The following is a 17,915-nucleotide window of genomic DNA, read 5'->3' on the forward strand; positions in this document are numbered from 1 at the left end:
TAGATCTGATATCCGGCCTCTTGGAGTACGATCCCATAAATATATCCCCATGGCCAACATGATTGTGGAGCGTACTTTCATTCCACTGTCTCCAGGAATTTTCGGTGTTCTATGGAATGGTGGAACGGGCATGGGGTGCCAGAATCGGAATCCGGGAGCGCGGAGGCTCGTGCATGTCCCAGCAACCACCCACCGACCTCGATCCGGGACGGAGCCGCCGTTCCGCGGTGAACACCGATCTGGACCCGGGACGTCTCCCGCGGCACCAGGTCTTCCCCGGTCTGCCCCCGGCGGAGCTGGCGGCGCGGTTCGACTCGGTGCGCGAACTGACCGGGGCCGGAGCCCAGGCCGGCCTCCACCTCGTCCGGGAGGACGGCGCCGAGCGGGTGCTGAAGGTCTACCGGCCGGAAGAGCCGCGCGACCCCGGCGTCTGGCAGGCCGTGGCCGGCAGGCGGATCCGGGACGAGCTCGTGCACGTCTTCGAGGCCGGCGCGGTGGGCGATGTCTTCTACGAGCTGATGGAGCACATCGAGGGCGAGAGCCTGGAGACCAGGCTGAAGGAGCGCCCCCTCGACGCCGCGACCGCGCGGGCGATCGTCGTCCGGCTCGCCTCGGCGCTGGCGGAGCTGCACCGGCTGGGCGTCGCCCATCTCGACGTCAAGCCCGGCAACGTCCTGCTGCGCCCCGAACCTGGACCGGACGGCCACCCGATACCCGTGCTCATCGACTACGGGATCAGCCGGCGACTCGGCCCGGGGGAATACGCCCGCGCCGCCGCCTGCAGCACCCGCTGGGCCTCGCCCGAGGCGCTCAGCGCGAGGCCCACCCGGCGTTCGGACTGGTGGTCGCTCGGCGTCCTGCTCTACCAGATGGCCACCGGGCTCCTTCCGCACGAGAGCGCGGAGGGCGATGGCGAGGACGGCGACCTGGACGACCTGATAGCCACCCAGGTCAGCGCCCACCGTCCGGTCGACTACGACCTCATCGAGGATGAGCGGCTCCGGCTGCTCTGCCGCGGTCTGCGCCAGCACGACCAGCAGCACCGCTGGGGCTCTGAGGAGATCGAGCTCTGGATCGCCGGCGAGACCCCGGAGATCCTGGAGGGAGAGGGCGGCCGGGTCGGGGACGACGTCGATCCCTTCGTGCTGTTCGGCAACGACTTCCGCGACCCCCGCGATCTGGCCGGGTTTCTCCATCTCCACTGGGATCAGGCGGCCTCCTGGTTCTTCGAGCCGAAGGCCGGGGAGGCGTGGAAGGCGCTGACGGCCTGGGCCGAGCAGTTCATGGCTCCGGTCGGCGGCCTGCCGGACGGATCGGCTCCTTCGCTGCTCGACCGGGAGGATCTCGCCGCCATCTCGGCCGCGGTCACCCGGTCCCGCCGGAGGAGGGAGCGGTCGTCGCTGCTGCTTCTGCGGCTCGTCGCCTGGCTCGATCCCAGCCGCTCGCCGCAGATCTACCGGTGCGAGATCATGGTGCGCGAGAACCTCATCGGACTGGCACAGCGCGCCATCCGTGGCGAAGCGCGCGCGATCTCCATCCTGGATGATCTCGCCGATCCGGTGGTCGCGGGCCTGCTCTCCGGCGACGACCCCGACCACGAGGCGTCGCTGCCCGCGATCATCGACCGCCGGCGGGCGCTGCGGGTCCGCTGGAACAGCGGGGAACGTCCCCAGGAGGACGTCGAGGCGGAGCTGTTCTGGCTGGCGACACAGGACCCCAAGGCCGAACGCCGCCTGGCCCGCCTCGCCGCGGAATCGGCTGAGGGGTTGCCGAGCCGGGTCCCCTGGCATGCCGCGCTCGTCGCCTCATCCGACCCCCTCGACCATCTGACGGCCCACCTCCGTGCGAAGGAGGCGCGCGCGGAGTCACGGAGGATCGCCGAGGAGACCGCCGAGCGGGAGCGGCTCTCGGCCTACCACCATGCCCGGGAGGAGAAGTTCCGCTGGATCGAGAGCCAGCAGCGGCTCATGGCGATCGGCTGGGCGGCCGGAGGCATAGCCGTCCTGATCATCGTCTTCTGGTGGATCGTCACCTTCAGCGACCGGATCCCTGCGATCCCGCAGACCTCGATCGTGCGGGCCACGTCGAGCCTCGTCCTGGCCGTCACCGTCATGGCGGTCGGAGAGTTCGCGCTCAGCGCCCGCATGGGCGGTCTCTACTACAGGTACGGCAGAAAGTACTCCCTGCTCGGAGCATTCGCCCATCTGAGCGCGCCGATCCTCAGGCCGTTCCAGAGCAACGCCTGGCCGCTCGTTCCGGTGATCATCGCGGTCGGCGCTCTGATGGTCGCCGGCACCTGGTACGTCCCCGACATCCTGCCCGGAGTGTGCTCCGCGGCGCACGTCATCTGGACGGTCCACAGATGGCAGGCCCAGAAACGGGATTTTGCCCCCCACTCCGGCGCGGGCGGGGATACCGCGTCGGCCGTCTTGATGGAGGAAACATGAGTCTGTTCGGTGGCACTTACCTCAGCGAAGCCGTCCCGGTGATGACCAAGCCGCCGGAACCGGTGATCACTGCCGCGTCGGTGCACGCGTCGCATGTCCACTCGATCCACCACGAGACGATGGGGCACTCCCTGGGCAGCGGGCACGAGATCGCCAACGGGATCCTCGACTCCGCGGGCCATGCGCTGCTCGCGGGCGCGACGATCCTGGGAGCGGCGGGCCTGGCCGTGGTGGTGACCAGAGCCGTGGTCAGGAACACCGAGCGGCTGGCCCGGGGGGTCGATCGGCTCGACAGGGAACTCGCCGACCTGGAACGCAGGTATGTGGACGCCTGCGAGGCCGCGGCACTGTGGGAGAACATGGCCGAACAGGTCGTCGAGGTCAACGCGCGGCTCGCGGTGCTGCGCGGTGCGGCCCGCCGGGGCTTCGGGGACGACCCCGACCTGCCGATCCCGCCGCCGCTCGCGATGGGCTGCCGGTCCCTCTCGGAGATCGCCGATGAGTGCGCCCGGCGGAGGGACGAGATCGACGAGGCCTGGGCGGAGTTCGATCTGCGCGCCGAGAAGCGGGCCCGTGACCGGCTCGCGATGTCGCTGCCCGACATCGATCCGTCCCTGCTGCCGACGGCCGAGGAACTGCTGGCGAGGACGGGGCGTCCGGCCCCGCCTGTGCGCGGGAACACCGCCGAGCGCGAGGCCGCGCGCCGCAGGACCGAAGCGTCCGTCCTGCTTGAGGAGTTTCTCGCCGAGACCTCCGGAAGCCCGATCGTCTCCGCCAGGGATCGCGCCCGTCTGCTGGAGACCGCGGCGAAGGCCGGGCAGCCCACGAACGGCGCGCCCGCCCAGCTCGACCTGCTCGCACGGCGGATCGCCCAGTTGCGTGCCAAGGTCCGGCGCCACCACGAGGACGCCCTGCTGTGCGGTCGACTTCTGGAGGGCATCGAGTACCTGAACCGCAGCGGAGCCCTCGACGAAACCGACCTCAGGGTGGTCGCTGAGCTCAACGCGGTCATCGAGGGCGACGACACCCTCGCCGAGGAGGTACGCGGCGAGGCGATCCGGCTGGCCGGACGTGCGAGCACGCTCGCGGAACAGCACCGCCACGCCCGACGGCTGGCGGAACTGCTGAAGGCGGAGGGCTATGAGGTCACCTTCACAGAGGCCACCGGACCCGCCTCGCCTGATCGGTTCCAGGTCTCCCTCGCGGGATGGAACAAGGAGCACTACGGCGACGTCATCGTGGACGGGCTGCGGGTGAAGGGCCAGTTGGTCGGGGCGGTCGAGGCCACGGACAGTCAGGCGCGGCTCCGAAGCGCCGATCACTGCAAGGCCTTTCACGACTCCATGGCCGAGGCGACGCGGCGGCTGGAGGCGGAAGGCACCAAGGTGACCGATCTGCAGGCGTCGCTGACGGAGGTCCAGGCGAGGGCCGAGAACCCCGGCGCCGCCCTGGATGAGGGCGCCGAGCCCGCCCAGCGGACGCATGACCTGGGAGCCGGACGATGACCGCAGAGCAGCGCCTTCCCGGGTGGCCGACCTTCGTCCGGGAACTCGACGGCACGCTCGCCGTGGCCTCGCAGTACATCCTGCACGGCGACACACGCGACATGTTCCGGATCCCGGCGGACGCCGATCGCCCGGCGATGCTCGTCTCGCTCCAGGACCTGATCTGGCGGGCGCTGCGGGTCAGCGGCTACCGCTGCCTCATCCGCTATGACCTGGTGGACGGGATCAGCGTCTACCCGGAGACGGCGGAGGCGCGGGCGGAAGCCCAGCGGATTCTCGGCGTCCGCGGCCTGCCGGAGGGGTGCATCTCCCTGGAGAATCTATGCGGGTACCTCCAATCGGTGGCATGTCCGAGGACCCCGCTCGACCCGGAGGCCGAGGGCGGCGAACCGCTGCCGCCCGGAGCGCTCCCGCTCTATCCGCGGGTCGCCTTCCTACTGGACTACGCGTCGCGGATCCCGCGGTCGCTCAGCGGCCTCGACGCGGCCGAACGGGACTTCTTCCTGTTCTGCCAGAAGCTCGCCGATACCGCGGAGAGCGTCTACGCGCGGGGCGGAGCCCGTCCCTACAGCATCTTCAACCCGCTGATCTGGCTGGTCGACGGGGACCGGGACCTGCCGGCGTGGTTCACGGGCGGCAGCGAGCGCATCAGGGTGATCGGTCTGCCCCGGATGGAGCTGGACGAACGGCGCGAGGTCGCGGAGGTGCTGGCACGCCGGTTCGGCAAGCGGAGGCAGGAGTACTCCGAGTCCGACAAGAAGGTGATCGAGGAGTTCGTCCACGCCACCGACGGCATGGGCGCGTTCGCGATGAGCGAGATCACTCGGCTGGCACAGGACCGTGGTACCGGTTTCGCGGGCCTGTCCGAGGCGACCCGCATCTACAAACTGGGCATCTCCGACGACCCGTGGGCGAGCCCGGGGCTACGGGGCCGGTTGGTCAAGGAAGTCGAGCGTCCCCCGTCGTCCTTCAGTGAGGAGACCCACGACGAGCGGAGCCTGTACGACCGGGTCATCGGCCAGGACATGGCAGTCGACAAGACCCTCGACATCCTCATCCGCGCGGCGACCGGCCTGTCGGGAGCGCACAAGACGGCCAAGGGCAGCAGACCACGGGGCGTCCTGTTCTTCGCGGGGCCGACGGGCGTGGGCAAGACCGAGTTGGCCAAGGCGGTCTCGAAACTGCTCTTCGGCGACAACGAGTCCTATCTGCGTTTCGACATGAGCGAGTTCTCGGCCGCGCACGCCGCCGACCGGCTCGTCGGAGCTCCGCCCGGCTACGTCGGGTTCGAAGCGGGAGGAGAGCTCACCTCCGCCATCCGCAACAGGCCTTTCCGCGTGGTCCTCTTCGACGAGATCGAGAAGGCTCATCCGTCGGTTCTCGACAAGTTCCTGCAGATCCTCGAGGACGGCCGTCTCACCGACGGCCGCGGGATCACGACGCACTTCTCCGAATGCGTGCTGATCTTCACCTCGAACCTCGGGATCATCACGACCGATCCCAAGACCAACATGAAGTCCCACGTCGTCCGGGCCGAGCAGAATCTGGGATACGACGAGCTGAGCGCCCGGATTCTCGAAGCCATCCGCCAGGAGTTCGTCATGAACATCGGACGGCCCGAACTCCTCAACCGCTTCGGCGACAATTTCGTGATCTTCGATTTCATCTCGGCCGAGACGGCTGACAAAATCTTCCAGACGCTCGTGGCGAACACGATCCACACCATCGAAACCGGGCTCGGGATCCATCTGAGGATCGCGCCCACGGCGGGCGAGGACCTGCGTGCCCACTGCACCAAGGACCGGGAGAACGGGGGCCGGGGCATCGGCAACGCGCTGGAGACGGTGTTCATCAACCCGCTGTCACGCGAACTGCTCATCGGCGGCTACCGGCGCGGGACGACGCTGACCGTCGTCGAGGCGCAGACCGGCCTGGGCCGTCCGGCGCTCGTCGTGAAGCCCGGAGGAGAGCGGTGATCGACTGGCACTGCGGTATGGGGTGCGTGGAGCAGTACGACGCCGACGAGATCGACGTCCGGTGCTCCGCGCACGGCATCCCGATGAACTCCGGCTCGATCGCAGCCCCGTCGGAGCCGCCGGAGCCGATCGAGGAGGGTGCGGCAGCGGAACCGGTCGGCGCGGTGACCGAGCCGGAACCGGAGCCCTCGGCCCCGCCTGCCTCCGTGCCCGCGGGCACGGAGGTCTGCTGGGACTGCGGGAGCCCGTCGCCGGTCTCGACGAACACCCACTGCCTGGACTGCCACGAGCCGCTCGTCCCTCCGCCGCTCCTCCTGACGTTCGACCATGGCGGCAGGCTCTCCGTCGGGCTCTCCGAACGGATCGTCCTGGGTCGCTCACCGGAGTCGACGGGCTGGTCCCATCTGGAGAGGTTCACGAACGTGAGCCGGATCCACGCCGTGATCCGCGTCGACCGCGACGGCCGATCCTGGATCCGGGACGAGAGGTCGATGAACGGGACATTCGTCAACGATGAGGAGATCCACCACCCCGCGGAGCGGGAGCTCGCGCATGGAGACCGGGTCAGGTTCGGACTCCATGCGCGGAGCGTGGTCAGGGTCGCCGGGAAGCGACTCCCTGGTGGGTGAACGCCGCCCATGCGGAAGGCTCGGCGAGCGTGCCACTGAATCGGGTGAGCACGGCCTGTAGCGTTTTCGGGAGGCGTTCGGGGGCCTTCCGGTCCGGGTCGAGCATCCAGCGCTGGGCCGCGCGGAGGGCGTCGGCGGCGTCGAGCCCGGTGGACAGGTTCAGATGGAACATGTACATGAGGAGCGCGGCCGCCCGGTCGAGCACCTCCCAGCGGGAACCGACGACCTCGGCCACGCCCGCCGTCAGGAACGCGGTGGCCAGGGTGAGGCTCTCGTCGTAGTCGGCTCCGGCGAGGTCGGAGACGCAGGCGCTGAGCACCATCAGTTCGCATGTGAGCCGGTCTTGTGAGGTGAGCGCTTCGGCCACGGGCAGAACGTCCTCGCCCGCGAGGAGGATCGCCGACTTGCGCGGTGACGGCGCGGACCGCGCGTGTGAGGCGCAGTGCAGGAGACGGGCGCGGCCCAGGGCCGCCCGGACGTTCTCGGCCGACGCCGGTTGGCCGGTGATGCCGAAGATCTCGGCATCGGGGTAGAAGCTCATGCTCAGAGCCTCGGCCTCCCGCGACGCCCAGGGCAGCCCGAAGCCTCCGTGTCCGGGGTCGGCGATGAGCACGGGACGGCCGAGATGTTCCCTCCGTTTCGTTCGTACACCGTTCATCAGCTGGCGGCCGGAGACGGAATAGGACAGCACCGCGTCCTCGCAGACGTACCGGGTCTTCTCCGCGAGCCGACGCCGTGCCGCGTGCCAGGGCACGAGGCCGAGGACACCGCAGGGGACCAGGACGACGCGCGGTGTCTCGCCTTCGGGCGTGATGCTCGCGCAGATGTCGAGTACCTGCTCCATCGCGCTGGACCAGGCCCAGTCGCAGACCTCGGCGACGGCCGTCCGCTGTTCGGGCCTGGCCTCCGGATCGTCCGCGGTGAGTCCGGCGAGGGCCCGCACCGGGCCGAGCGACCGCTCGGCGAGGGCGGGAAGGCGCAGCGGCCGCGGCACGCCCTCCCGGTCCAGGACGATCGCCCAGCCGCCGTCCTGGCCGGGCAGCAGGTAGACGAAGGCGTGGGCGCCCGTGGCCGCGGCGGCGGCGCCGATCTCGGCGGGGGTGGGGACCGCCAGGAGCCCGCCGGCCTCGGGCCGGTCGTCGAGCACGGCCAGCACCCGCCGGTAGAGGTCGGACGGCGTCTCTCCGCCGATGATCTGGCGGAGGAAGGAGTGTGCCGCTTCGGGGCCGACGCTGTCGATCTCCAGGACGCCGGGGGCGCGTTCCGCCCAGACCGCGGCCAGGTCGTCGCGTCCGGCCGCGCGCAGCGAGTCGGGGATCGAGGTGAAGGTCGTCGCGCTGTGCAGGACGAGCCCGCGACCGAGTTCGAGGGCCTCGACGGCCAGATCGGGGCGTCCGTCTTCCAGGCTCCACAACGCGACGGTCCAGGCGAAGCCGTCGCCGTCGCGGGCCCGGGTGAGCCCGTGATCGGGCCCGATCTGGAGCAGGACCTCCCGGGCCCGTGCCCGGAGCGCGCGCAGCCCTTCCCGGACGGCGTCCGCGCTGTCGCCGCGCAGCCGCAGCGCCTGCGCCAGCCGGAAGAGCGGTTCGGCGGATCTTCCCTCGGTGAGGTCGGCGCTGCTCTCGTCGGCGGCGCGGTACCAGTCGATCGCCTTGTCGAGGTCGGCCGCGTCGCCCCGGGCGGTGTGCCGCTGGGCGTAGGCCAGGGCGAGCATGCTCATGAGGGGCGGACGATGGTGGACGCCGAAAGTCGGGTTCGTGATCGTGCGTTCCAGCCGGGGGATGAGCCGGTCGATGGCGTTGAGATCGCCGTCCATGAGGAACCTGAGCATTCTGGCAAGGGCGCTGAGAGCGGTGAACAGATGCCGGGTCGAGGAGCCGGTGTCCTGGTCGCCCGCCTCGATCGCGTAGTCGAGCCCGAGCGAGAACTCCGTCATGTCACCCGTGATGAGGGCATGCTGGAGATGGAGGAAAGCCAGCCCGACGAGCAGAAAGACACGCGTGGAGTGGCCTTCGAGCCGCTCGACGAGCGCGGTGAGGTCCCCGATGCCCTCCGACAGCCGGTCGGCGTCCTGGGGTCCCCGCAGGTCCCGGTGGCGAAGGATGATCGTCATTCCGCGGATCACCTGCGCGTACTGGTCGCTCTCCGGAAAGTGGGCGAGGAGCCCCTGGGACTGCTCGAGGAACAGGTCGGCGGCCTCCTCCTCCTGGAGGGTGCCGCGGGTCATCGACTGCTCGAAGAGCACCGACCCGTAGGCGGCCAGGGCGATGGCGGAGAACCCGTCGTCCCGGGGAAGCCGCTCCAGCGTCTCGCCGAGCAGCTGGAGCCCGGCGCGCCGGGTCTCCGGGTCCCCGCTGCCGATCGAGCTCATGACCAGGCTGAGCCCGGCCATGAAGGAGTGACGCGCGGCCTCCCGCACGTCTTCGTCCGCTCCGGTCTCCGCCGCGCGAGCCTTGCTCTCCTCGAGGAGTCCGGTGGTGACCTCGACGGCCTCGGCGAGAGTCGGCCCCGCCCCGTTCTCGCGCAGCGGGTCCTCCACGGCGACCACCGAGGTGGCCCCGGCGAGCATCTCTCGCAAGAGCCCGGCGAAGGGATGGTCGCCCTCTGTCTGCTCCATGGAGCGCGTGAGGATCTGGAGGAGATCGGCCATCTGGGCGTCGCGGTCGATCGCGATCTTGCCGAGCCCGTAGCCGATGGGGGCGTGCATCGGATGGGCGGCGGGCAGCTCGTCCAGGAGCTCCCGGGCACGGATGACGGCGTCGTCGGCCGCCGTGTTCGGGTTCGACTGGAGTTCCGTCAGTTCCAGCCACGACTCGATGGCCTTCAGGTCGAGCGCGGGCATCGGCGGTGTCCCGGGGGAGCCGGAGGCCTGCACGATCTGGCCCACCACCTGCAGGAGGGACGTCTGATCGCCGGTCGCCAGTTTCCTGATGAGCGACAGCCGGTGGGCTATCGTGCGGATCTCTTCCGGGGTATCGGGAAGAAGGCTTACTTTCTCAAATATTTGCGATGATTCGGTCAGATCGGCGGAGGCTCTGGCGATGTTGAACTGGAATCCACGCATGGCAGCGAATACGGACGCGAAATCCTTCGCTGTGTCGGCGCGCAGGGTGTCCGGAAAAACCCGGAGGAGAAGGAGATAGGCGAGGAGCGCCGAGGCCTTGGTCTCGTACGGTCCGGGATCGGCCAGGAGGATCCGCAACCGGGCTATGGCCTGATTCACGTCCTCGCGATCCCCGCCATGGGCGTAATAGCGCAGGAAACGCAGCAGAGCGACCCGCAGGAGCGTCTTCGGAGCGCCGTCACCACGCTCCAGCGCACCGATGGCCTCGTCGAGCTCGGCCGGGTCGCAGCCGCTGATGCCGTGGGCGAGAACCCGCTCGGCCAGGAGCGAACCGAGCGTCGTCTCCCACTCCGCGCGCGTCCGCGTGTCTTCCGGAGGAAGATCCCTCAGACGCGCGCGGAGATCCGAGATCGTGGCTTCGGGGTCGGTCATCGCGATCGCCTCCTCGTGTTTGCCGAGGATTATGCACCTGTCGTGGGGGCGGGGCCACCAATTCTATTATTGTGCCGCATTCCATGGAACAATGAATCGGGTTCGCTGCTCGCTGTTTTCGTTTTCAGTGTCTATTCTCTTCGTTGGACGGTGCTCTCGCGCCGGGGAGGGTTCCCTTGAATCCACGGGAGGAGCCGCACCATGCTGGGTTGCGAATCCGGGGGCCGGGCGTGGTCCGCCTTGCCGGGAGACGCCCCTCTGCCGGCGAAGGCGGTCCCGCTGCTGCTGGCTCACGGCGCCGCTCTCGCCGAGGCGCTTCCGGCACCGGGCGTCCATGACCTCTGGTGCACCGTGACAGCCGAGGCAATCCTGCGCAGCGCTCGGCTGAGGGTCCTGAGCGCTCTGGCCGAACGGGTGCTGGACGATCCCCCGAGTCCGTTCGTCCTGGACATCACCGGAATGAGCCGCGGGGATCTCGCGGCCTGGACGGCCGGATGCGCCGCCCGATGCGCCGCGCTGACCCGTCTGATGGGCGAGGCCGCCGACCGGGAGGCGCTCAGGCTCCTGGGAGAGAGCGATCCCCCACTGGACACCTCGGTGGTGGACAAGGCGGAAGGGCTGGTCCAGGGCGTCGCGGAAGCCGAATCGCTGGGGAGAGTCGGCCGCAGGGTCAAGCGCGGGTACACCTCGCTGGACCCCACAGTGTCGGCGCGCGCACGCGTTCAGGTCCTGGAGATGGCGGCCCGCGCGCTGGCCACCCGCTCGCCTGCCGCCGGGCTCAGCGGCGTCGACCCGCTCGCGGCGGCGGTGCGCACGCTCAACGCGGCGGCCCGGCGCGGGATCGAGCAGGCCCTGCCCGCCGCGGTCCATCTCCAGGTGTTCTCGGCCTTCCCCGCCCACCCGACGCGGGACTGGCTGATCCACCGTCTGCGAGGCGCGCTCGACGCGGTGACCGACCGCGGCGGAGCCGCGCTCGACGAGACCCTGCTCGACGACGCCGAACGCTGGCGGTCCCTGCTGGAGGAGGAAGCCGAGCAGGTCTTCCTCGCCGAGGTTCTGGAACGCCACTTCGCGGGGTTCGGAATTCCGCTGTCGGTCACCACGGACCAGGTGGCGCCCGCGGTGGTCCTGGCCGGGCCGGACGGACGGCTCCTGCTCGACGGCGGCCGGGTACGCGGTGGACCTTCGGGCGACGGGACGGTCTCGTCCCGGTTCGTAGAGGCGTTCGGCCTGCTGGGATCGGTCACCGGCGGGATCCCCGTCTGGGATCCCGCCGCGTTCGCCGAGCCCCGCGGCACGGCCGGCCTGGATCAGTCGCCCAACTCGCTGACGAGGCGCTGAGCCTCGCGCAGCTGACGGCTGCCCTCCAGATAGCTCGTCGAGCGCAGCCGGACGGCCCGATGGGCGTGAGTGCGCGCCCGCCCGGGATGAATGTCGCGCAGCGCCCGCGCCAGAAGGTAATCCGACCAGCCGGGGTCGAGCATCCCCCGGCCCTCGACGGCCTGCACCTCCCGCAGTTCGGCGACCGCGTCCTCGGCCTGTCCGAGCAACAGGAGCGCGTGCGCGTAGACGATCTGCGCCCGCAGGGTGGAACGGTGCCCGTCGCCGTACCGGCGGCGACGCGACTGGAGCATCTGCCGGGTGAGGTCGGCGGCTTGCCGGGCGAGATCCCGGCGGGTGTCGGTATCGGCTCGGTCGGCCAGGAGCAGCAGGGTCTGCGCGAAGACGATGTTGGCGATCCAGGTGAACGGCCGGTCAGGCCCGTACCGGTCGATCCGGAACAACGCCTCGCGTTCCAGGAGCTCGCGTGCGGTCTCCAGATCGCCCGGCCTGTCGCGCTCCCTGATCGTCAGAGCCAGATTGGCCCGCGCCGTGGACGTCCGGGGATCGTCCGCGGAGAAGAGCTCCTCGCGTAGCCGCTGCTCGTCCCGGTACATCTCGATCGCCCGGTCGATGTCGCCTGGCAGCCCCCGACGGCGGGTGTACTGGGCGCGGAGCGACCGGGCGGTGAGCATCGCGGGATCGTCCGGCGGCAGCCGCACCGCACCGCGGCGGACGAGGTCGTCCCAGACCGCGGCGGAGTCGGCGACCGGCCGGCCGCGGCTGCGGATCTTCTCCAGCTCGTACTCGATCCGGAAGATCAGCGCGGCGGAGTGACCGGGTGTACTCCGGGCCTGTTCGAACATCTCCTCCAGCATCGCCGCGTCGCCGCTGTCGGCGGTGTAGACGGCGACGGTGTGCAGCTCGGCCAGCATGGTGGCTTCGGAGGCCATGCGTCATGCTCCCTTGGCGAGTCGGCGGATGGTGTCGAGTGAGACGTCCGACGGCAGCGCCGCCGCGATCTCCTCCTCGGACATGCGGTCGAGGACATGGACGATGTCGCGCAGCGAGCTGCGGATCCGTCCGAAGGCGTCACGCACGGTCTCCGGCCTGCTGTAGGGACGCATGAGCTCGTCGTAGACCGCGTCGACCACGGCGTCGGGCGAGATGCCCAGCGGCCCGGTGGCCTCGGTGATGACCCGTTCGAGCAGGGCTACCGCGTCGTCGAACGGCAGATGGTGCTCCACCACCAGACAGAGGTCCTGGGCGGCGCTGAGCGGGGGGATCGTCGGTCGGCTGGACGCCAGCGCCGGCTCCGCGGCGGCCCACAGCGCGACGGTCTGGAGGAGGGTGGTGGCGGCCATCCTGGTGGATTCCGCTCGCATCCGGCTGAGCCCGTTCATCCAGCCGAGACGGTGGTCGTGGTACGACCAGATCTGGGTCTCGGCGAGCAGCCGGTCGACGATGTCCCCTTGCTCCAGCCGGGAGCGCGTCGCCGACTGGTCGATCGCGTCGACCAGCGGGAGTTTCCTCAGCGCCGCGTAGAGGGTGGACGCCGACTGGCGTCCCACCTCCTCGACTATCCGCTGACGCTGAGGCCTGGATTGGGCCGCCGCGTCGGTCTCGCGGAGAAGCGCCGTGAGCGTCTCGTAGTACTCAAGACGCTTGGCGGGCGTGCCGAGCCGCTTCTGCCAGTTGGAGATGGGGGTCTGCTTCAGGTAGAGGACCAGATGGACCATGCTTCCCCTATTTGTGTTCAGTTCCCGTCGTTGCCGGTAAGACGCAATGATGAACGAATCGGTTGTCGCCGGAATTCAGTGCGGTGAAGTGACCGGTATTTGTCCACTCTGCAGCCCTGCGTCAACTCTGGGATTCTTGTCAAAGAAAAGGGCTGGAAGTGCGGGAGCAGGGAAACCCAGACTGGAGTCACCGGCAAAGACCTCGGAGGTGGAAATGCTCTGTCAGGGAGAAGAGGACGAAGAGCCTTAGGCCTTCGGGACCGGGGTCTCTCGCGGTCGAGGGCGCCGCGAGAAGCCCCGCGCCCGGTCATGCCAGCGAGGGCGGCGGGACGATGGCGGCGGCGAATCCTTCGAGCAGGTCGTTCGCCCGTTCGACGCCACGGGCGCTGTCGAAGTCCAGGGTCTCGTCCGGCAGGGGCTTGAGGAAATCCTCGCCACACCGGTCGCCGAACAGCAGGAGCGCCCGCTCCGGCCGGTTCCGCCGCGACATCCAGAGCATGCCCTGGACGCGCTCCTCGGCCTCCCAGAGCTGACCGGCCCAGACCCTGGTCTGGATCTGTTCCGCTCCACTGGCCTCCAGAAGCCATTCGTCCTGGCCGAGCCTGCTGAGGTCCAGAGCGCTGACCAGATTGGCGAGCCGCAGGTCGGCGGTCGTCTCCACGGCGCTCAACCGTCGGCCGGCGACCTCGTGGTGACCGATGAGCCGTTCGGTCCGTCCCGGATCGAACCGGCGCTGGCGCAGGAGCACCTCGGCCAGCGCGGTGTCGGCACGGTCGGCCGCGTAATAGTACGGATACGGGTAGAGCCTCGTGCCGTCGAAGCGGTATCCGGTGAAGAACGGATCCTCCCGGGGCGGTGCGAACGACTCGGCGGCGAACCGGGACTCGTGGAAGCGCCACAGCACGGTTCCCGCCGGAAGCGTCGTCAGGGACACGGCGTCGGCCCGGTAGACGAGCGGTTGGGGCGGCATCAGATCGTCTCCCTGAGCGCTCGGGCGGCGGTGACGAGCCGGTGGTCGTCGATGTGGCCGAGGAGAGCGGCGGGCACGCCGTCCAGGAGGGAGTTGTCGCCGAACCACCAGTCGGCGGCGCTCCACGCCTCCTCGTCGGCGTGGAGCAGCCGGTTGACCTCTCGGACCACGGGCAGCACCCGTCCGTCGGCGTCGAACTGGAACAGCGGAGTCCGGAGAGTCCCGTCGCGTTCGTTCAGCAGAAGCAGTCCGGGCTCGGTGGTGTCGCCCGGCATCGCGTCCCGTGCGGGCTCGCCGAGGAGCCGCTCGCGGGCACGCTCGATGATCGGTGACGCGGCCGGGGTGGAGAGCTCCGCGAGCAGGCGCCGCGCCTCCTCACGGAGCTCGGCCAGCGACGCCGGTTCGACGACCGCGGTCGTCGAACGGAAGGTGTCCCCCTCGGTGTCGAGGACCAGGGCGACCAACTCGTCGTCTGGGGGGAGATGGTCGAGTAGAAGCGTGTTCAACCTGATCCAGACCTGGTACGGAGTGCCGGAGTGCTCCAGTTCGGCGAGCAGCTCGGCGAGATCGGTGATCACGGAGCCGAGTAGCACCCGAAGTCTCGGCAAATGTCGTTGAATAGCACGAACTATGTCTTTTTCGGACATGACATGCTCCCTAGTGGTGATGCCTCCAGGGCATCTTGCCGTGAATTGGTGGGGCTTGTTGTTCTTTTGTTCAGTGCGGTTCCATGAAGGCTCCTCCCTCCCTCCTGGCTATCCAAGTTGGTTAGGGCGTCCTAACTCTGGGCGTCCTCCGGGTGGGATCCGGAGGTCTTCGGCTCTGCTTTCTGTCCTGTTTTCTGGATGATTTTCGGGATTGAGTCCGCGTGAAGATCGGAGTGACAGCCGGAAGGAGGGCGTATGTGGCGTCGGATCAGATGGGATCTTCCGCGGCGGAGGGACCTCGAAGCCCGCATGGTCACCGGGGTCGCACTGCTCTTCGCGGTGCTCTCCCTCTTCGGGGACCTCGTCTCCACTGACATGCAACTGGCGGTATGCACGGTCGGCATCGGGCTGCTCGTCCACAGGCTCACGCCACGCGAGCCCGAACCCCGCCTCTGCGCGAGGGAGGAACTCCTGCGTGCCGACGTGTACGAGAGGCTCCGTTCCGCCCGCGAGGTCTGGATGTTCGCTCCGTCAGGACAGAACTTCCTCAGCGCCGTGAACCGGGCGACGTTGCGCGAACACGTGCTGGCGCGAGAGAGAGGGGTGCTCCGGGCCGTCGTCCTCGACCCCGAACTCCCCGCCACGGTCGAGACCGCGGCACGGCACCTCAGCGGAGACCACCCGACAATGCCTTTTCCCGAAGCGCTGTGCTGGGCCTACGCCGAACTCAGCGAACTCTGCGCGGGCGGGACCATGGGCCGCGGTGAGGTCCGCCTCCTCGGCTTCAACCCCGGTTTCAGCATCGTCGCCATCGATCCGTCGTCCAGAAAGGGCATGCTGATCGTGGAGTTCCACGGATTCCACAACCCGTCGAGTGCGGCCCGTATGCACCTGAGGCTCACCTCGGCCGATGGCGACTGGTACCGCTACTGGCTTGGCCAGTTCGAGCAACTCTGGGAAGCCACTGGAACGGCCGGGTCGCCATGTACGACCCTACGAGAGTGACGGATGCCCCAAACCACTACGAGTTGGTTGCCGAACTACGCGTTCTGCGAGAACGAGGCCTGCTTCATCTGCGCAGACTGTCGCTGCCCGGGCTGACGGCCGCCGCCCGGCTCCATGACCCGGACGCCCCGGAGTCGCCTGCGGCGATCGAGGCACTGCTGCGGGCCGCGATCACCTCCCTGGACCCCGGCCAGTTGGCGGACGCCGCGTCCTACACTCTCGGCCTCGCCCCCGGCACCCGGGACTGGCCCGCCCAGGACCGGCGCCGCCGCTCGGCGGAAATCTACGGGGTCACACCCGAGCATTTCCGCAAGGGCAGGGAGCAGGACGTCCTCGAACAGATCGCTGAGAGCATCATGGGATTCTGCGAGGGGGCGGTGCGGGTACCGCCGCCCTTGGCGCCTCGAACCTCCATCCCGTTCCCGGACCCTTCATTGCACCCGCTGACATTCCATGTCGGCCCGGTCGAACTGCTGACCGAAGCGGATGTACTGGTCTCGTCCGAGAACATTTATCTGGAAGTGTCGAAGACCTTCGGTACCTCGGTCTCCGCAGCGATCCGGCGCGCAGGCGCCATCCGTGAGCCGTCTGGCGAGATCGTGGATGACGTGATCCAGCGGGAGCTGTCGGCCTGGGTCCAGCGCAACGCGCGGCCAGGTCTTGCGGTTCCAGTCGGAACCATTGCCGAGACCTCACCGGGGAAACTGGCGGCCAACGGCGTCCGCGCTGTGTACCACGCTGCCGTGGCCTCTTCCGGAGCCTCGGCTTCCGCGTACACCGTCACTCCCGACGCCATCCGACTGGCCGTGCACAACATCTTCCGGCTGGCAGCCGCCCGCCGCTCCGCCTACACTCCGCCCTTGTCCTCCCTGTGTTTCCCTCTGTTCGGTGCGGGGCGCAGTCGCCTTTCCGCCAAGACCAGCGCCTCCGCCTTGTGGCGGGCCTTCATCGCCGAACTCTCCGTCGATCCCACCTGGGCTCTCCACCTGGTGACCAACGATCCCGATCACGCTACCGAGGTCCTCGCCACCCTCTCCTGAAGCCGAGGCCGGGGTCTGATAGAGCCACTGCCGCCCCTACCCGCTCTCGCGGTTGGCTGTGGTTGTGAACTCCCTGCTTACGGCCAGTCGATTTGTCGCCCTCAACGCTGAACTACCTGGCCGGGTGATCCATCGGCACCGCAAAGCCATCGGTCCGTCTGGCGGCGGCTGAACCCGGGCCGCCAAGCCCTGCTGGCGCTGGTCCACCTGCGCAAGGGCGAGACGTTCGCGCAGTTCGCAGCCGGTTTCGGAGTCTCGGCAGCGACCGCCTGGCGCTATGTGCAGGAGGTCGTGACGCTGTTGTCGGCTCGTTCTCCGAAGCCGGCGGCGGCCCCGCACAGAGCCGAGCCCTCTCTGCCAGACTGGCGTGACACACGGGACGGCGAAGAAGGACTGATTTTCGTCGGTGCCAAAGGGGCGATGCCGCGGCGCGGCGGGTTCCGTCGGATCTGGGCCAAGGCCCTGGCCGAAGTCGGCTTGAAAGGCATCCGCTTTCACGATCTTCGGCACACTGGGAGTACTTTGACAACCATCGCCGGCACCACGCTTCCGGAGCTCAAAGAGCGGATGGGGCACTCCAGTGATCGTGCGGCGATGATCTACCTTCACGCCACGCAGGAGCGTCATCAGGAGATCGCCGACACCCTCAGCGCCATGACCCGGGCACAGCTCAAGGGCACGCAGGAAAAGCCAACGGGCACGCGGCGGGCACGCAGAGGAAGAAAGCAGTCCTGACATGACAAAGGCCCAGGCAGAGCTTCTCTCTGACCTGGGCCTTCGTCGGCTGTACCCCCAACGGGAAGCGCTCCACACGGCTGCATGGTCACGGTGTCCGCCGTGCGCCCCATCCGTCGTGTGACGGCGTGAGGGTTCATGTCTGAGAGGCGTCGCGCACCATACGCCTGATCCAGGTATCGGCCCACAGAGCCGTTCCATAGGGTCCCTCTCTGTCAGACTGGTGTGACACACGGGATGAACAGATCCTTTTGATGTGAAGCAGGGCGAGACAGGACCATCAGGACAGTGACGATGACCCTCGCCGACCAGGCCGCCATGAGAGGGCAGGATGGTCGAGTGACCGATGAGAAGCCGAGCCGGCCCAAGCGGCGGACGTTCACCGCGGCCTACAAGGCCCGGATCC

General features: G+C 68.9%; 13 protein-coding genes and 1 pseudogene. 9 read left to right on the forward strand and 5 right to left on the reverse strand.

The genetic code is table 11. The annotated features are described in order from the left end of the window. The first annotated feature begins 173 nt into the window (after positions 1-173). Genes ABGB12_RS34285 through ABGB12_RS34300 form a run of 4 tightly spaced genes read left to right on the forward strand, consistent with a single transcriptional unit; the run spans position 174 to position 6,557 of the window. On the forward strand, positions 174-2,447 hold the full coding sequence (locus tag ABGB12_RS34285) for a protein kinase (RefSeq protein WP_347684590.1): 2,274 nt from the start codon (positions 174-176) through the stop codon (positions 2,445-2,447). Next, entirely contained in the window at positions 2,444-3,952 is a 1,509-nt protein-coding gene (locus ABGB12_RS34290; RefSeq protein ID WP_347684592.1) for a hypothetical protein, read from the forward strand. Before ABGB12_RS34285 ends, ABGB12_RS34290 begins: the two co-directional genes overlap by 4 nt. Further along, entirely contained in the window at positions 3,949-5,928 is a 1,980-nt protein-coding gene (locus ABGB12_RS34295) for an AAA family ATPase (protein ID WP_347684594.1), read from the forward strand. Before ABGB12_RS34290 ends, ABGB12_RS34295 begins: the two co-directional genes overlap by 4 nt. Beyond that, complete coding sequence (locus tag ABGB12_RS34300; protein WP_347684596.1) at positions 5,925-6,557, forward strand: FHA domain-containing protein; 633 nt, start codon at positions 5,925-5,927, stop codon at positions 6,555-6,557. The genes ABGB12_RS34295 and ABGB12_RS34300 overlap by 4 nt, the downstream gene beginning before the upstream one ends. Here the strand turns inward: ABGB12_RS34300 and ABGB12_RS34305 are convergent. Further along, the gene (locus ABGB12_RS34305; RefSeq protein ID WP_347684598.1) at positions 6,523-10,053 is read right to left on the reverse strand and encodes a CHAT domain-containing protein; all 3,531 of its coding nucleotides are present in this window, start codon (positions 10,051-10,053) and stop codon (positions 6,523-6,525) included. The two genes, ABGB12_RS34300 and ABGB12_RS34305, sit on opposite strands and share 35 nt — an antisense overlap. 201 nt (positions 10,054-10,254) lie before the next feature. On the opposite strand from ABGB12_RS34305, the gene ABGB12_RS34310 reads away from it, so the two are divergent. Next, positions 10,255-11,394 (forward strand): hypothetical protein, encoded by a 1,140-nt coding sequence (locus tag ABGB12_RS34310; RefSeq protein ID WP_347684600.1) that lies wholly within the window; start codon positions 10,255-10,257, stop codon positions 11,392-11,394. Here ABGB12_RS34310 and ABGB12_RS34315 read toward each other — a convergent pair. The 4 genes from ABGB12_RS34315 to ABGB12_RS34330 all read right to left on the reverse strand — a co-directional run bounded on the left by ABGB12_RS34315 (position 11,364) and on the right by ABGB12_RS34330 (position 14,660). Further along, the gene (locus tag ABGB12_RS34315) at positions 11,364-12,326 is read right to left on the reverse strand and encodes a hypothetical protein (RefSeq protein WP_347684602.1); all 963 of its coding nucleotides are present in this window, start codon (positions 12,324-12,326) and stop codon (positions 11,364-11,366) included. The genes ABGB12_RS34310 and ABGB12_RS34315 overlap by 31 nt on opposite strands. Positions 12,327-12,329: 3 nt before the next feature. Further along, positions 12,330-13,112 carry a hypothetical protein gene (locus ABGB12_RS34320; protein ID WP_347684604.1) on the reverse strand — a complete coding sequence of 261 codons (783 nt, stop codon included), beginning with the start codon at positions 13,110-13,112 and terminating at the stop codon, positions 12,330-12,332. 307 nt (positions 13,113-13,419) lie between these two features. Next, positions 13,420-14,082 (reverse strand): RES family NAD+ phosphorylase, encoded by a 663-nt coding sequence (locus ABGB12_RS34325; protein WP_347684606.1) that lies wholly within the window; start codon positions 14,080-14,082, stop codon positions 13,420-13,422. Continuing rightward, the gene (locus ABGB12_RS34330; protein ID WP_347684608.1) at positions 14,082-14,660 is read right to left on the reverse strand and encodes a hypothetical protein; all 579 of its coding nucleotides are present in this window, start codon (positions 14,658-14,660) and stop codon (positions 14,082-14,084) included. The genes ABGB12_RS34325 and ABGB12_RS34330 overlap by 1 nt, the downstream gene beginning before the upstream one ends. 324 nt (positions 14,661-14,984) lie before the next feature. Between ABGB12_RS34330 and ABGB12_RS34335 the strand changes: the two genes are divergently transcribed. The 4 genes and pseudogenes from ABGB12_RS34335 (at position 14,985) to ABGB12_RS34350 (ending at position 17,509) form a co-directional block, all read left to right on the forward strand. After that, complete coding sequence (locus tag ABGB12_RS34335) at positions 14,985-15,734, forward strand: hypothetical protein (protein WP_347684610.1); 750 nt, start codon at positions 14,985-14,987, stop codon at positions 15,732-15,734. Then, positions 15,731-16,774 carry a hypothetical protein gene (locus tag ABGB12_RS34340; protein ID WP_347684612.1) on the forward strand — a complete coding sequence of 348 codons (1,044 nt, stop codon included), beginning with the start codon at positions 15,731-15,733 and terminating at the stop codon, positions 16,772-16,774. Before ABGB12_RS34335 ends, ABGB12_RS34340 begins: the two co-directional genes overlap by 4 nt. Before the next feature lie 124 nt (positions 16,775-16,898). Next, positions 16,899-17,095 (forward strand): annotated as a pseudogene (locus tag ABGB12_RS34345) (transposase family protein); the annotation flags it as partial. Continuing rightward, entirely contained in the window at positions 17,075-17,509 is a 435-nt protein-coding gene (locus tag ABGB12_RS34350) for a tyrosine-type recombinase/integrase (RefSeq protein WP_347684616.1), read from the forward strand. The pseudogene ABGB12_RS34345 and the gene ABGB12_RS34350, both read left to right, overlap by 21 nt. The last annotated feature ends 406 nt before the right edge of the window (positions 17,510-17,915 follow it).

The sequence above is a fragment of the Actinocorallia sp. B10E7 genome, from assembly GCF_039871655.1.
Classification (GTDB): domain Bacteria; phylum Actinomycetota; class Actinomycetes; order Streptosporangiales; family Streptosporangiaceae; genus Actinocorallia.